Annotated in this window: 17 protein-coding genes; 15 read left to right on the plus strand and 2 right to left on the minus strand. The window is 68.2% G+C overall.

The features are described 5' to 3' along the window. Positions 1-23: 23 nt before the first annotated feature. The 6 genes from AB0P08_RS16720 to AB0P08_RS16745 all read left to right on the plus strand — a co-directional run bounded on the left by AB0P08_RS16720 (position 24) and on the right by AB0P08_RS16745 (position 6513). A complete protein-coding gene (locus AB0P08_RS16720) occupies positions 24-239 on the plus strand; it encodes a heavy-metal-associated domain-containing protein (protein ID WP_031289808.1) in 216 nt (71 codons plus the stop codon). Position 240: 1 nt separating this feature from the next. Continuing rightward, a complete protein-coding gene (locus tag AB0P08_RS16725) occupies positions 241-1227 on the plus strand; it encodes a DUF8832 domain-containing protein (protein WP_017883415.1) in 987 nt (328 codons plus the stop codon). Next, positions 1217-3547 carry a heavy metal translocating P-type ATPase gene (locus tag AB0P08_RS16730; RefSeq protein WP_259983139.1) on the plus strand — a complete coding sequence of 777 codons (2331 nt, stop codon included), beginning with the start codon at positions 1217-1219 and terminating at the stop codon, positions 3545-3547. Before AB0P08_RS16725 ends, AB0P08_RS16730 begins: the two co-directional genes overlap by 11 nt. A gap of 36 nt (positions 3548-3583) precedes the next feature. Next, positions 3584-3853 (plus strand): YHS domain-containing protein, encoded by a 270-nt coding sequence (locus AB0P08_RS16735; protein ID WP_031289811.1) that lies wholly within the window; start codon positions 3584-3586, stop codon positions 3851-3853. A gap of 105 nt (positions 3854-3958) precedes the next feature. Further along, complete coding sequence (locus tag AB0P08_RS16740) at positions 3959-6157, plus strand: heavy metal translocating P-type ATPase (RefSeq protein WP_227750944.1); 2199 nt, start codon at positions 3959-3961, stop codon at positions 6155-6157. 41 nt (positions 6158-6198) lie between these two features. Then, on the plus strand, positions 6199-6513 hold the full coding sequence (locus tag AB0P08_RS16745) for a metal-sensitive transcriptional regulator (protein ID WP_017883419.1): 315 nt from the start codon (positions 6199-6201) through the stop codon (positions 6511-6513). On the opposite strand, the gene AB0P08_RS16750 is transcribed toward AB0P08_RS16745, so the two are convergent. After that, positions 6508-6708: a hypothetical protein gene (locus tag AB0P08_RS16750; RefSeq protein ID WP_175986189.1), complete on the minus strand. Its 201-nt coding sequence runs from the start codon at positions 6706-6708 to the stop codon at positions 6508-6510. The two genes, AB0P08_RS16745 and AB0P08_RS16750, sit on opposite strands and share 6 nt — an antisense overlap. Between AB0P08_RS16750 and AB0P08_RS16755 the strand changes: the two genes are divergently transcribed. From AB0P08_RS16755 to AB0P08_RS16795, 9 genes are all read left to right on the plus strand, one after another. Continuing rightward, positions 6707-7603, plus strand: coding sequence for a helix-turn-helix transcriptional regulator (locus AB0P08_RS16755; protein WP_017883421.1), 897 nt, complete (start codon positions 6707-6709; stop codon positions 7601-7603). The two genes, AB0P08_RS16750 and AB0P08_RS16755, sit on opposite strands and share 2 nt — an antisense overlap. A 232-nt stretch (positions 7604-7835) precedes the next feature. Then, positions 7836-8807, plus strand: coding sequence for a bifunctional DNA primase/polymerase (locus tag AB0P08_RS16760; RefSeq protein WP_017883422.1), 972 nt, complete (start codon positions 7836-7838; stop codon positions 8805-8807). 35 nt (positions 8808-8842) lie between these two features. After that, positions 8843-9496, plus strand: coding sequence for a DUF2637 domain-containing protein (locus AB0P08_RS16765; RefSeq protein WP_017883423.1), 654 nt, complete (start codon positions 8843-8845; stop codon positions 9494-9496). After that, complete coding sequence (locus AB0P08_RS16770) at positions 9493-9954, plus strand: hypothetical protein (RefSeq protein ID WP_259983131.1); 462 nt, start codon at positions 9493-9495, stop codon at positions 9952-9954. The genes AB0P08_RS16765 and AB0P08_RS16770 overlap by 4 nt, the downstream gene beginning before the upstream one ends. Before the next feature lie 92 nt (positions 9955-10046). After that, positions 10047-10892: a hypothetical protein gene (locus AB0P08_RS16775; protein ID WP_017883425.1), complete on the plus strand. Its 846-nt coding sequence runs from the start codon at positions 10047-10049 to the stop codon at positions 10890-10892. Next, positions 10892-11872, plus strand: coding sequence for a ParB N-terminal domain-containing protein (locus AB0P08_RS16780; protein WP_363590603.1), 981 nt, complete (start codon positions 10892-10894; stop codon positions 11870-11872). The genes AB0P08_RS16775 and AB0P08_RS16780 overlap by 1 nt, the downstream gene beginning before the upstream one ends. Before the next feature lie 36 nt (positions 11873-11908). Continuing rightward, on the plus strand, positions 11909-12634 hold the full coding sequence (locus AB0P08_RS16785) for a hypothetical protein (protein ID WP_280567036.1): 726 nt from the start codon (positions 11909-11911) through the stop codon (positions 12632-12634). A 16-nt stretch (positions 12635-12650) separates the two neighbouring features. Then, positions 12651-14288, plus strand: a complete 1638-nt coding sequence (locus AB0P08_RS16790; RefSeq protein WP_280567059.1) for a M23 family metallopeptidase — start codon at positions 12651-12653, stop codon at positions 14286-14288. 10 nt (positions 14289-14298) lie between these two features. Continuing rightward, positions 14299-14565, plus strand: coding sequence for a DUF6112 family protein (locus tag AB0P08_RS16795; protein ID WP_183622372.1), 267 nt, complete (start codon positions 14299-14301; stop codon positions 14563-14565). A gap of 345 nt (positions 14566-14910) precedes the next feature. Here AB0P08_RS16795 and AB0P08_RS16800 read toward each other — a convergent pair whose 3' ends face one another. Next, on the minus strand, positions 14911-15231 hold the full coding sequence (locus tag AB0P08_RS16800; protein WP_090586853.1) for a hypothetical protein: 321 nt from the start codon (positions 15229-15231) through the stop codon (positions 14911-14913). Positions 15232-15293: the final 62 nt, after the last annotated feature.

A 15293-nucleotide genomic window follows, 5' to 3' on the forward strand; every position in this document is an offset into this window, starting at 1 on the left:
ACACGAGTGAAGGAGATTTGATCATGAGCACGACCACCACTGAGTTCCAGGTGACCGGGATGAGCTGCGGGCACTGCGAGACCGCGATCCGCAGCGAGGTCTCCGAGATCCCCGGCGTCACCGGGATCGAGGTCAGCGCTCAGACCGGGCGCCTGGCCGTGACCGCCGAGCAGCCGATCGAGGACGCCACGGTGATCGCGGCGGTCGATGAGGCCGGCTACACCGCCGTCAGGAGCTGAGATGAAAGCCCCTGCACGGCTGGGCCTGTACGGGCTGGTTCTCGTGGCCGTGTTCGCCGTGGCCGCTTTCACGGCGAACGCGATCGTCCCCGACTCCACTGTGCAGGCCTGGGCAGAAGAGACCACCGACAACAACCACACGGAAGGACACGACATGACCGGCGACGACCCCCACGCAGGCCACACTTCCGGCGCCGATGCGGCGTCGCTGGGCCTGGGGCTGGCGCAGGACGGCTACCAGCTCACCGGCGTCACCGCCCCGACCGCGACCGGCGAGGACGGTGAGCTGTCGCTGACGGTCACCGGGCCCGACGGGCACCCGGTCACCGACTTCGAGCTGGAGCATGAGAAGGAGCTGCACCTGATCGTGGTGCGCTCCGACGGGCAGCACTTCCGCCACGTCCACCCCGAACGCGACAACCAGGGTGCCTGGTCGATCCCGTGGGAGTGGGAGGCCGCCGGCTCCTACCGGGTGTTCGCCGACTTCGTGCCTACCGAGACCGGCTCGGGCATGACGCTGTCGACCTCGGTGCAGGTCGCCGGGGACTACGCGCCCGCTCCCGCCGACGGACCGGTGACCGAGACCACGGTCGACGGATACACCGTCGCCGTGTCCGGCGATCTGGTCGCCGGTTCCGGGTCGGAGTTGACGATGACGATCACTCAGGACGGTGAGCCGGTCACCGCGCTCGAGCCCTATCTGGGAGCGTTCGGGCACCTCGTCGCGCTGCGCGACGGGGACCTGGCCTATCTGCACGTCCACCCGCACGGCGACGCCCCCGAAGCGGGTGAGACCTCCGGGCCGGAGATCGTGTTCGAGGCCACCGCGCCCACGCCGGGCCGGTACCTGCTGTTCCTCGACTTCCAGATCGACGGGCAGGTGCATACCGCCCCGCTCGTGGTGGACACCACCGGCGAGGCATCGCCGGACGGCGGCAGCCACGAGGGCGCCGGCGGGCATGAGGAAGGAGGAGACCATGAGCACTGACAGCGCCACCGCGGCCGGTGCCCGCGCTGCCGGGATCGAGCTGCAGATCGGTGGCATGACGTGCGCGTCGTGCGCGAACCGGATCGAGAAGAAGCTCAACAAGCTCGACGGAGTGACCGCGAGCGTGAACTACGCGACTGAGAAGGCCAGCGTCACCGCACCCGAGGGCTACGATCCGCAGCTGCTCGTCGCCGAGGTGGAGAAGACCGGCTACACCGCCGAGCTCCCCACCCCCAAGGGCGAAACACCCAAGGATGGTGAGGGAGGCGAGTCCCGTGAGGACGCCGAGCTACGGTCGCTGCGGCAGCGGCTCATCGGCTCCGCGGTGCTGGCGGTGCCGGTCATCGCGATGGCGATGATCCCCGCGCTGCAGTTCGACTACTGGGGCTTCGCTTCTCTGGCACTCGCCGCCCCGGTCGTGGTGTGGGCGGGCTGGCCGTTCCACAAGGCCGCCTGGATGAACCTCAGGCACGGCGCCGCGACGATGGACACCCTCATCTCCGTGGGCACGACCGCGGCGATGATCTGGTCGCTGGTCGCCCTGTTCTTCGGCACCGCCGGGGACCGGGGCGTGGTGCACCCCTTCGAGTTCACCATCTCCCGTTCCGACGGGCTCGGGCACATCTATCTCGAAGTCGCCGCCGGGGTGATCACCTTCATCCTGCTCGGTCGCTACTTCGAGAAGCGCTCCAAGCGACGCGCCGGCGCCGCCCTGCGCGCCCTGCTCGAACTCGGCGCGAAAGAAGTCTCGGTTCTCCGCAATGGTCAGGAGCAGCGGGTCTCCATCGATGAGCTGACCGTGGGTGATGAGTTCGTGGTGAGGCCCGGCGAGAAGATCGCCACCGACGGGGTCATCACCTCGGGCAACTCCGCGATCGACGCCTCGATGCTCACCGGCGAATCCGTGCCCGTCGAGGTCAGCGAAGGCGACGCCGTGACCGGCGCGACGGTGAATGCCGGCGGTCGGCTCGTCGTCCAGGCCACCCGCGTCGGCTCGGATACGCAGCTGGCGCAGATGGCGAAGCTCGTCGAGGATGCCCAGTCGGGCAAGGCCGAGATTCAACGCCTGGCCGACAAGGTCTCCGGAGTGTTCGTGCCCATCGCCATCGCCGTGGCGGTCGGCGCCCTGGGCGCATGGATCGGGGCCGGGTTCCCGCTCAGCGCGGGCTTCACCGCCGCCGTCGCCGTGCTCATCATCGCCTGCCCCTGCGCCCTCGGTCTCGCGACCCCGACGGCGCTGCTGGTCGGCACCGGACGGGGCGCGCAGATGGGTGTCCTCATCAAGGGGCCTGAGGTACTGGAGTCCACCAAGAAGGTCGACACGATCGTCCTCGACAAGACCGGCACCGTCACCACCGGCAAGATGACCCTCACCGACGTCATCACCGCCGACGGCGTGGACCGGGCCGAGCTGCTGCGCATCGCTGGCGGCCTGGAGGACTACTCCGAGCACCCCATCGCCCAGGCCATCGCCACCGGAGCGACCAGCGAGGTGGGCGAGCTGCCCGCCCCGGAATCCTTCGAGAACATCGAAGGCAAGGGCGTCCAGGGCGTCGTCGCCGGTCATGCCGTCGTCGCCGGCCGTGAGTCCCTGCTGGCGGACTGGTCGATCCACCTCGATAGAGACCTCCGTGCCGCGAAGCAGGCCGCGGAAGCCGAGGGCAAGACCGCGATCGCGATCGGCTGGGACGGTGCCGCCCGTGGCGTGCTAGTGGTCTCCGACCAGATCAAGCCCACCAGCAAGCAGGCCATCGCCCAGTTCACCGAACTCGGTCTGACCCCGGTGCTGCTCACCGGCGACAACCAGGCCGTGGCCGAGCAGGTCGCCGCCGAGGTCGGCATCGAGCAGGTGATCGCCGAGGTGCTACCCAAGGACAAGGTCGATGTCGTCGCCCGGCTGCAAGCAGAAGGCAAGGTCGTCGCGATGGTCGGCGATGGCGTCAACGACGCCCCTGCGCTCGCCCAAGCCGACCTGGGCCTGGCGATGGGCACCGGCACCGATGTCGCGATCGAGGCCGCCGACATCACCCTGGTGCGCGGCGACCTGCGGGCCGCCGCCGACGCGATCCGGCTCGCCCGGCACACACTGCGAACGATCAAGACGAACCTATTCTGGGCCTTCGCCTACAACACCGCCGCGATCCCGCTCGCCGCCTTCGGGCTGCTCAACCCCATGCTCGCCGGCGCGGCCATGGCCCTGTCGTCCGTGTTCGTCGTGTCCAACAGCCTGCGGCTGCGGACCTTCAAGGCCCGCGCGGACGACACCAGCGCTCCGGCACCCGCCGGACCGACACCGGCTCGCGAACCGGTGAACGCCTGACCCACCCGTCATTGACACAACACGAAAGGAAGCACGATGACTGCACACGAGAACCTGAACCTGACCGACACGTCCTCGAGCGGTGGGAGCTGCTGCGGACACACACCCAGTGCGGAGGCCATCGCTCAGACTCCGGCCGATGAGATGACCGAATGCAAGGTGATGGCCGGCACCCCCGTCGTCAAGGCGCAGGCGGAGGAAGCCGGTCTCTACCGCGACTACCAGGGCCAGCGGTACTGGTTCTGCTGCGCCGCCTGCGGACCCCTGTTCGACGCTGATCCCGACCGCTACGCGAACGCCGCCTGACGGCATCTGGTTCCGCGCTCCCGACGACCGGACCTGCACGGGAGCGCGGAACCTTCGCCCCGGTCTCGCCTCTGGGCTGGGGTAACGAACAAAGGAGACGAGACCATGAGCAACGATCCCTCGACACGATCGCACGCCCACCCTGAGCACGTGGACGTTCAGCACGCGCACCACGACGAGCCGAACACCCACGCCGGTCACCACTCGCACGACCATCACCAGGGTCACGGCGAGGCTTCCGGCCGCCACCACGACGGCCATGACGCTCACGCCCACCACGAGGGTCACGGCGGACATGGTCACGGGCATGCCGGACACGGAGATCACGTCGGACAGTTCCGGCGCCTGTTCTGGATCATGCTCGTTCTCGCCGTCCCGGTTGTGGGCTTCAACGACATGTTCGCCCACCTCATCGGTTATCACCTGCCCGAAGCTGCATGGGTGTCTTGGGTGTCGCCTGTGCTGGGCACGGTCGTCTACTTCTGGGGCGGCTGGCCCTTCCTGACGGGCGGGCTGAGCGAGATCCGCTCCCGCAAACCGGGGATGATGCTGCTCATCGCGTTGGCGATCACTGTCGCGTTCCTCGCGTCCTGGGGTGCGAGCCTCGGCATCCTGCACCACGAACTGAACTTCTGGTGGGAGCTGGCGCTGCTGGTGGTGATCATGTTGCTCGGCCACTGGATCGAGATGCGATCGCTCGCCCAAACCACCTCCGCGCTGGACTCCCTCGCCGCGCTGCTGCCCGACGAAGCCGAGAGAATCGACGGCGACGATATCGTGAAGGTCGCTCCTGCTGATCTGGCTGTCGGCGACGTGGTGATAGTCCGTCCGGGATCCTCGGTGCCCGCCGATGGAAAGATCGTCGACGGGTCGGCCTCGATGGACGAGTCGATGGTCACCGGCGAGTCCAAGACGGTGCGCCGGGAGACCGGGGATCAGGTGGTCGCCGGCACCGTGGCCACCGACTCCGGACTGCGGGTCGAGGTCACCGCGACCGGCGACGACACCGCGCTCGCCGGTATCCAGAAGCTCGTCTCCGACGCACAGGCGTCTTCCTCCCGCGCGCAGCGGATCGCCGACACCGCGGCCGCGTGGCTGTTCTGGTTCGCCCTGGGCGCGGCGGCAATCACCGCCGTCATCTGGTCGCTCGTCGGCCTGCCCGACGCCGCCGTGGTCCGCACGATCACCGTGCTGGTCATCGCCTGCCCGCACGCGCTCGGCCTGGCGATCCCGCTGGTGGTTTCCATCGCGACCGAACGCGCCGCCCGCGGCGGAGTGCTCATCAAAGACCGTCTCGCGCTGGAGTCCATGCGCACCGTGGACGCGGTGCTGTTCGACAAGACCGGCACCCTCACTAAGGGCGAGCCGACGGTGACCGCCATCGATCCCTCCGGCACCCGAACCGAGGACGAAGTGTTGGCGCTGGCCGCCGCCGCGGAGGCCGACAGCGAGCACCCGCTCGCCCGGGCCATCGTCGGCGCGGCCCGCACCCGGAAACTCGACGTGCCCGCGGCCACGGACTTCTCGTCCTCCCCGGCAGTCGGTGTCAAGGCCACCGTCGATGAAAGCGTCATCGAGGTCGGCGGACCGTACCTGCTCGACCAGCACGAGGCGGACGAGCTCCCCGTCGCCGACACCTGGCGCGAGGAAGGTGCGATTATCCTGCATGTGCTCGCCGATGGCGAGGTCATCGGCGCCCTGCGGCTGGCCGACGAGATCCGGCCCGAGTCCCGCGAAGCCGTCGACGCGCTCCATGCAGCCGGGGTGCAGGTCGTGATGATTACCGGCGACGCCCAGGCCGTCGCCGACACCGTCGCGAAGGATCTCGGCATCGACCGGGTCTTCGCGGGCGTGCGACCGGAGGACAAGGCCGCCAAGGTCGCCGAACTCCAGGACGAGGGCCGCAAGGTCGCCATGGTCGGCGACGGCGTGAACGACGCCCCGGCGCTGGCCCAGGCCGACGTCGGCATCGCGATCGGAGCGGGCACGGACGTGGCGATCGGATCGGCGGGCGTCATTCTCGCCTCCTCCGATCCGCGATCGGTGCTCTCGGTAATCGAGCTCTCACGGGCGACGTTCCGGAAGATGAAGCAGAACCTGTGGTGGGCGGCCGGCTACAACCTCGTCTCCGTCCCGCTGGCCGCGGGCGTCCTCGCACCCATCGGGTTCGTGCTGCCGATGAGCATCGGCGCGATCCTCATGTCCGTCTCCACCGTGGTCGTCGCCCTCAACGCCCAGTTGCTGCGCAGGCTCGACCTCACCCCGCAAGCCAGCACTGCCAGAATCCTCGACCGTGCCGCATGACCATGCGTCGGCCGAACCGCGCCCGTTAGGAGGCCATCGATATGGACACCCCGAGCATCGCCACCGCACCGGTGACTCACGGCTACATCACGGAGAAGGAACGCTATCTCGCACGGCTCAGACGCATCGAGGGTCAGGCCCGTGGCATCCACCGGATGATCGAGGAGGACACCTACTGCATCGACATCCTCACCCAGATCAGTGCGATCACTTCCGCGCTGGAGAACGTCGCTCTCGGACTGCTCGATGACCACCTCAGACACTGCGTCGCCGGAGCTATCCAGCACGACGGCACTGAGGCCGAAGTAAAGCTCAAGGAAGCGTCCGACGCCATAGCCAGACTCGTGAAGTCATGAGAGGAACGTCATGAGCATGATTGGACGCGCGATGCGATCCACACTCGACACCAGCGAGATCAGCGTGTCCGTGAGTCGCTGCTGCAACGCCGTGAGATGGGTCATCATCGCGACCACGCGGAAAAGCAAGAGCCACCGATAGCGGTCGGCCTGGTCTTCCTTTGCCGGCATCACGAGAGCGCTGTGGGCCGACATGACATGTTACGACGCCTTGATTGCTCGGACGCGCACCATCCGTCGTCCGATTGGTCCAGTCGCCTACGACTGCGTGAGGGTTATCGTCGTCCGCGACGGTTCTGCCTTCTTGTTCAGTGAGTTCGGACAGCAACCGATCAAGTCCGGTGATGTGGTGCTGCTCGGAGCGAACGTCCTGTGCGGAAGCGAGCCGGAGGGCCACATCACCGTGACCACGGTCTATCTCGATACCGACTATGTGCTTGACCAGGTGCGGTGGCAGTACGCCGGGTTCGTCTGCGATCGGCTCGACGCGCAGGGTTTCGCGGACGCCATCTATTCCGAGCCCGCGCAGATTCTCCGGCTGGGCGAGGATCGCGCCGGGATGCTCATGCCTTGGCTGGACGAGTTGGTCGCGTTAAGTGTAGACGGCGACTTCGTGCGGCACTACCTGCGGATACAGGCGCTGTGGTTCCAGGTTGCCTACGTCATCGCCCCACACATCACCGTTTCCCCGGTGCGGATCTCGCCGTCGCAGCGTGCGCATATCCGGCCCACGCTCCCGCGTGATCGCCGGTTCGCGCCGCTGCGGGTCGAGGCACGCCGGGCCGCTGCCCTGCTGCGCGAGAACCCCGCACGCCGGTGGACGCTGGACGATCTCGCCGCCGAGGTGCATCTGTCGCCGTCACGGTTGTCCAGCGTATTCGTCGAGGCCTACGGCAAGACCCCGCTGGCGTATCTGACGATGCTCCGCGCCGAGCACCTGGCAAAATATCTACGCGAGACCGATCTAACGGTCGCGGCTGCGATGCTGCGAGTCGGCTGGCACTCCCGTTCCCATGCCACCCGATTGTTCCGCCAGTACGTCGGCGTCACCCCCGGCCACTACCGCCAGATGCGCGCACAGACCGTCTGAGCGATGTGCCCGTTCTGGTTACTCTGTGCCGCTTCTTCGAGACCGTCGACCTCCCGTCGTTTCTGGCGCGGATTGACTGGTAGTCCGGTAGAGACTCGTCGGGTTCTTCACGAAGCCTGACGGTCAGAGTCTCGTTTCCTTGTCCGTCTCGTCTGCGTGATCCTCCCGACGTACCTCACGGTCGTACGGTCGCCCCGCTACGGGGTGGCCTCCGGCGGAAGGAGGTCTGGCGATGGCTGAGGTACGCGACGCTCGCACGGCGCAGGACGTGATCGCGCGCCGGGCTTCGTCGGTCGCTGCGGTGTTCTCCCGGCTCGGCGAGGGCGTACCGCTGCCTCTCGTTGCGCGCGAGCTGGCCCGGCTCGATGTGCCGGTCTTCCCGTGCGCGCCAGACGGGAAACGCCCGATTCCTGAGCGTGGTTTCCACGAGGCAACCACTGATGCCGGGCAGGTGGAGGCGTGGTGGCGACGGCAGCCAGGCGCGAACCTTGCCGTTCCGACCGGCGCGGCCTCGGGGGTGGTCGTTGTCGACGTCGACGTGCACAAGGTCGATGGATATGCCGCGTTCGGACGTGCGGCCCGTTCGGGGCTGCTGTCCGAGCCGTTGGCAGTGGTGACGACGCCGACCGGCGGCAGGCACCTGTACTTTCCCGCTGACCCGGAGCATGAGCAGCGGTCGTGGCAGGTAGGCCGGGCGGGTGTCGACTTTCGGGGCGACGGCGGCTACATCATCGTGCCTCCCTCGCTGCGCATGATCGATGGTCGCCGGATGCCGTATCGGGTCGAGAGCGTGGCCGCTGGCCCGGTCTCGCTCCTGGATGCGCAGCGACTGCGCGATTTCCTCGACCCACGCCCGAAGTACACCCCCGCGCCCGCGCCGCCGGGTGGCTGGCCGCTGGATGTTGCCCGGCTTGCCTCGCAGGTCGCGAGCAGGCCCGAGGGCGAACGCAACCTTGGGCTGTTCAAGGCCGCGTGCCGCATGGCTGAGCACGGTCACTCGCCCCGCGAAGCACTCGATGCGCTCGGCCTGGCCGCGATCCAGTCTGGGCTGGGCGAGCGCGAGATCACCCGGACGGTCGGTTCGGCGTATCGCCACGTCAGCACCTACGGGCCGCGTCGTCGCGCGCCGGTGCGCCAGACGGCTTCGGGTTTCGCTCGTGACGAGTCGCTGGTTGTTGCCTCGGCGAGTGGTCGGGGGCTGTGATGAGCGCGCGACGACCTGGATGGGGTTGGGCGGTGATGACTGCTGCTACCGGCACGGTCTTGATCGGCATCGGGGCGTTCTGGCTCTCGTTCATGGCACTGGCCGATCTCGCGGCCCGGTCGGGTATCGCTTCGGGGCAGGCGTGGATCTGGCCGCTGCTGGTCGACGGGCTGATCGTGGTCTCGACAATCGCGGTCGTCGCGCTCGATGGTCGCCCCGGTGCCTGGTATCCGTGGGCGCTGCTGATCTGTGGGGCGCTCGTGTCGGTGGCCGCGAACGCGCTGCACGCGATCGTGGCTGCCGATGCCAGCGTGCCCGCCATGCTCGCCGCGACGGTCGCAGCGGTGCCGCCGCTGGTGCTGCTTGCCAGCACGCACCTCACCGTCGTCCTCACGCGCTCGGCCACCGTGCCGCCGAGCAGCACGGCTCAGGCACCGCGCGAGCTACCAGCCGTAGCCGAAGCAGACCCAGCACCAGCAGCACCCGAGTCCGAAGCCGAACCAGACGCCGAGCCGGAGGCCGAGCTGGTGCTTGGTCGGCGTGAGCGCGCCGCGCGGCTTCGGGAGGCCGGCTGGTCGAACAAGGCGATCGCCGACGAGCTGCAAGTGCATCCCTCGACGGTGGGCCGTTGGTTTACCCCGCCGGTCGAGGAACCGGAAACCACAACAGGAATGGAGACAACATCATGACTATCGACCCGCGAGAACAGGTACGAGCGTACGAGGACGCGCGCCTCGAGGATGCGCCCGAACCGGACGTGCCGGAAGACCGCAGTGAAGTGCGGCAGGTGCCCGAGGCGGTAGCCGCTGCCGACGTCACTAAGCGCAAGGACGCCACGGTCGAGACCGCCCCGACTGACGAGATCACCGATGCAGCTGCGGCGGCGGAGGTTGAGCAGAAGCTCGAGGAACACCGGGCGCGCGGTATCGAGTGGGTGCGGCCCACCGATCTGATCGCCCGCAACACTGCGTCATTGGCCGGGCGAGGCATCGACATGGAGGTCGAGATGTCACGCAAGGCCCGCGAACCGTTGGTGGACGGGCTGAGGAATCTCGGCGACCGGGCCAAGCGGCTGCCGCCGCTGTCGGCGTTCGGGCATGGTGCCCGCCACCACGCACCGACGAGGGCTGCGGTCGGGAAGTCGTGAAGCGGTGAGTAGCGATGACACCCCCACGAGCCCCCGACCGCCGCCGACACGGTGGGCGCTGGCGTGCACCTGGTCGCCAGGAGGTACTCACCATGACGACCCGCACACCCGAACAAGCGCCGGAAGACTTCACCCGCAGTGAGGGCCTGCGAGCCCTGCTGAACCGACTGCACGAGGGCGGCCCCGGCGCGTGGCAGTCCGATCCGGTCGCCGCTGAGCTGATGGCCTATGCCGCCGACAAGTACGGGGCGCTGGCCCGCAAGCACGGCCTCGACCCCTGGGAGGCGGCATCAGCCGCGTTCGATGTGATGCGCACCAAGGCCGCCCGTACCGCGAACGACCCGTGGGGCGTGGTGACCCATGCGGTGCGCATCACCTGCATCGCCGAGGAACGCGGACAGGGCCTGCTGTGTTCGGTGCATCAAGCCCGACGCCCGCACATCTCCGCGTTTCACGACGCGGAAAGGCTGTCAGATCGGGAGAACCCGCTGACCGACTACCACTCGGCATTCCACGTCACCGACCCCGACCCGACCGGTGCCGACGAACCCGCGAGTACGACGGCGTGCTGCTCGGCAGGCTCGGCTGTGGAGGATGCCATCGCGCTGTTCACGCTGCTGGGCTGGCCTCCGCACATCGCCCGCGCCGGAGTCGAGCACATCTGCCAGGCGCTCGCCCGCGCGGGCAGCCGCCAGAGCGCCTATGAAGCGCTGCGCCGCGACAAGCACGCCCGCGCCCTACTGGACGTGAACAGCACCGCCTGGACAACACTGCTGAAAGCGCTGCTCGGCCACCCCAACCCAGCCTATGCCGCGACCGCTGCCGGACGTGGCATCCTGCTCCGGTTGCTTATCGGCGAGAGCCTGCGCGCGCTGCTGCGCGACGACGATCTCGTGCTGATGATCTCGCTCGCAGCACCGAAGCACGGGAGGCGGTGATGGGCGCGCAGACCGGGCACATCGAACTCGACCGCACCGTCGACTCGATCATCGTCGGCAACCGCCACCGCACCGACCTGGGCGATCTGACCGCGCTGGCCGAGTCCATCGCCCGCGACGGACTCCTGCAACCGTTGACGGTCACCATCGACGGGGTGCTGGTGTGCGGTGCTCGGCGGCTGGCCGCGATCAAGCTGCTCGGCTGGCGCACGGTGAGCGTGTGGGTGCGCTCGGGCGTCTCGGGCAGGCTCGGGCACCTGCTGGCTGAGCAAGACGACAACATGCTCCACAAAGACCTCACCCCGGTCGAGGCTGCTGCGCTCTACCGCGAGCTGAAGACCCTCATGGCCGAGGACGCTTCACGCAGGCAGGCAGCAACACGGTTCAGCGCGGACAATCAGCCCGGAAAGGACGGTGCCGCAAATTTTGCGGCACCGTCAGCATCACGCGGTGACACCCGAGAACAGGCTGCTGCGATGATCCCCGGTGGCGCTTCTCACACCACGCTGGAGAAGATCAACTACCTGCGGCAGATCGCCGACGACCCCGACCTGCCCGCCACAGTGCGCGGCGACGCCGCTGCTGAACTCGAACGCATCGACGCCGGTGCGCCGGTGCATCCCGGTTTCGAGCGCGTCCGCGTCGCTGTCGCCGAAGCCACAAGCGAGGACGCCGATCTGGAGGCACTCGCACGAGAGGCCGTCGCTCGCGTTCAGTCGTCGCAGAAGAAGCCCGCCCCAGCCACTTCCACGGGTGAGACCGAGCCCGCGCAGTGGCCGGTGCGCGCGTTCGTCGCCACCTGGACGGAGCTTGCCGACTGGTGGACGCATTACGACGCCGCAGTGCTGGCAAGCGATCTCACCGACGAGCAGATCACCTCGTTCTTGGTGACCGCTGACGGCACCAGCACGTTCGCCGACGAGCTGCGTGCCGCCCGGCAGTCGCTGAGCAACCCGCGCAGGCATCTCCGGGCTCTCTAGCCCGCTCCCGGTGCGCGGGCGGCGCACCTGGGGGTCATGAACACGACTCCCGATGACCCCGCCCGCACCCGCCGCCGATTGGTCTCCCTTGTCTGCGCCGGGGTCGCGTTCCTCGTCCTGGCTGCGATCGGCGTCTACGGTCTGGTGACCGGCCCGAACGACGCCGACCCGAGACCCGACGGGCCACCGACCCCGATGCGCATCGACCCCGATCAGCCGACTCCGCGCCTGCCCTACATCACTCCGTCGACCGACCCCGAAGAGTTCGCACGCCAGGCCGCGCACGCGCTGTTCACCTGGGATACCACCAGCGGGTTCCTGCCGCTGGACTACACCGCCGTGCTGCTGGACGTGGGTGACCCGACCGGAAACGAGCAGGCAGGGCTGGCCTCCGACATCGCCTCCTACCTGCCCAGCCGTGACGCCTGGGTCGAGCTGGGGCAATACAGCACGAGCCAGCACCTGACGATCACCGATGCTTATGTGCCCGAGCAGTGGGCGCAAGCGGTCGAGCAGGCCCGGCCCGGCCAACTCCCGGTCGGGGCGACCGCTATCACGATCGAGGGCACGCGGCACCGCACGGGCATCTGGAACGACGAACCCGTGACTTCTGAGCACCCGGTGGCGTTCACGATCTTCCTCGCCTGCCCGCCCGACGACCCACCGACCGGCAGCCAGAGCGAGACCAGCGCACCGGATACCGGTGCGGTGCCGTCGTGCTACCTGCTGCGCCTGTCGATGCTCGACCAGCCGCTGCGCTGAGACGGAGGCCATGACGATGAAGAAAGCAGTCATCGCCCTCACCCTGCTGCTCCTGCTCGGCCCGTTCGTCGGCCTGCTGGCGATCGGCGTGCTGATGAACCCCGCCGCGAACGCCGAATGCACCATTGACGGCACCGGCATCACCGTGGGGAACATTCCCGACTCGCTCACCGCGACCACCGCGAACGGCGAGACCATCACGCTCAACCGGCAGCAACTCACGCACGCGGCCACCATCATCGAGATCGGTTCCGGCATCGACGGGGTGGGGCGCGACGGCATCCAGATCGCGCTCATGGCAGCCCTGACCGAATCCAGCCTGCGGATGCTGTCGAACACCTCGGCGTACCCCGAGAGCGCCGACTATCCGAACGACGGAGACGGCTCAGACCACGACTCGCTCGGGTTGTTCCAGATGCGCCCGCAGTCCGGGTGGGGCAGCGTCGCCGAACTCATGAGCTCCGATTATCAGGCGAGAGCGTTCTACGGCGGGCCGGACGGCCCCAACTACCCGAGTCCGCGTGGCTTGCTCGACATTCCCGGCTGGCAGCAGATGGGCAAGGGCGAGGCGGCTCAGGCCGTCGAAGTCTCGGCCTACCCCGATAGGTACAACAACTACGAGCCGGTCGCGCTCACCATCCTGGGCACGCTCACCGGAGCGGGTGGCCCGGTCACCCCGGCACCGGCGGCCCTGCCTGTTGTTGTGCTCGCTGAGGTCGCGGAGTCATCACTCGTGGTGTTCCCGCTCCCGGAGGGCACCTGGATCGCCACTGACCCGTTCGGGCCGCGCATCCACCCGATCACCGGGGAACAGAGCTTCCACACGGGCGCGGACTTCGCCGCCCCAGACGGCACCCCGATCCTCGCCGCCGCCTCCGGCACGGTCACCGTTGCCGAGTTCTCCGGCGGGTACGGCGGCCTGGTCGTGATCGAGCACCGCATCGACGGGCGCACCGTGGCGACCGCGTACGCGCACAGCTGGCAGCACGGCATTCACGTCTCGGTGGGCGATCGAGTGCGTGCCGGGCAGCACATCGCCGACGTCGGTTCCTCGGGCATGAGCACGGGGCCTCATCTGCATTTCGAGGTTCGTGACGGCGGCACCAACGGGGAGTACATCGACCCTGCCGCATGGCTGAACCAGCACAACGCCGCCGACCTCCCCGAAGCCGCAGTCGGGCCGCCGAACGGCTGCACGAACACGACCAGCTTGGCCGGTGACCCGGCACCGTTCGACGGCGACGACCCGAACCGGCTGGTCGACGACCCGGCTTCGACCGGGCAGATCACCGCCCGGATGCTGCACCTGTACGAGCAGACCATCGCCCAGTTCCCCGACACCGGCTGGGGCTGCTACTCACCCCGGCCCGGCACCCAATCGGAGCATCCCCTGGGGCGTGCGTGCGATCTGACGTTCGGCAACGCGATCGGCCAGTACCCGACGGCTGAGCAGCTCGACTACGGCGGGCAAGTCACCGAGTGGATGCAGACCCACGCCGAAACGCTCGGCGTCGAGTACCTGATCTGGCAAGGCAAAATCTGGTCGCTCTCGCGCGACGCCGAGGGCTGGCGTCCATACAACGGCGGCGGGATGCACGACCCCGACAACGTGACGGGTGGGCACTACGACCATCTCCACGTCACGGTGAAGTAGCGGGTGCGTGATGAACGTGTTTCCCGACTTCGACGGACTGGCCGGCATCGGCGATCTACGAGAGGTCGTCGGGGCGTTGCTGATGTTCGCCCTCGTGATCGCGGTACTGATGCTGATCGTCTCGGCGATCATCTGGGCGGTCTCATCGAGCACCGGCAACTATGCCGCCGCTTCCAAGGGCCGCGTCGGGGTGCTGGTCTCCCTCGGCGGCGCAGTCCTGGCCGGGGCCGGTGTCGCGTGGATGAACTGGCTGATCGGCATCGGCCAGCAACTCTGACCCCTCCGGCTTCTTCTGAGCGCCCGCCCCTTGAACTGGTCCCCAGAAGTTGGACTGGCCAATTGAGAGTTTAGGTCCTAAGCGGCAAGGGCCTGGGTCCGGTATTGCACCGGGCTCAGGCCCTTGAGTGGCTCTTCGGACATTCGGTGGGGGTCATGGGGTGAGGGCATGTACCTGATGCCCGAGCCGACAGCCAACCGGACAGCTGTGTTGGTCTAACGCGGTGCCGTGCGATCGGTTCAATGCGAGTGCCCGCGCCTCCACAACAGTGGGCGGCGGCTTCAACTCAGAAGCGCGACCCCGAGCCCAGTCGCAGGCCCGCGCCATTGCGATGGGTGCGGCTCGTCAGTTGGCGCCGGGGAGTCCTCGGGCTAGCGGGGACTGCAGCGGTGTGAGATGCGGGATCGGGATCGGCTTCGAACGCGTCGAGGCGACCTTCCCGCTCCGCTGCGCCATGGCAGTCAGTCGAACGTCTTCGCGCGTCGCGTGATGGCTGGCTCGCAGACCCGGCCGCATCCAGATCGCCTCGTACCCGCCGCTCGCCGCGCGCTCCACGTAGGCGATCAAGCGCTCGGCGCTTGCTTCGTCGATGCCGGCGTCGCACAGCCGCCAGGCGCCCTGGCCGAGCGGCTCGAACACCAGCCTTTGTTGATCTGCGGTGATCATCAGTACCTCCAGATCAACAATGCGCTGACAGCCGTCGTCTGCATCCCCCCTTGACAACGACC

The sequence above is a fragment of the Microbacterium meiriae genome, assembly GCF_040686935.1.
GTDB lineage: Bacteria > Actinomycetota > Actinomycetes > Actinomycetales > Microbacteriaceae > Microbacterium > Microbacterium meiriae.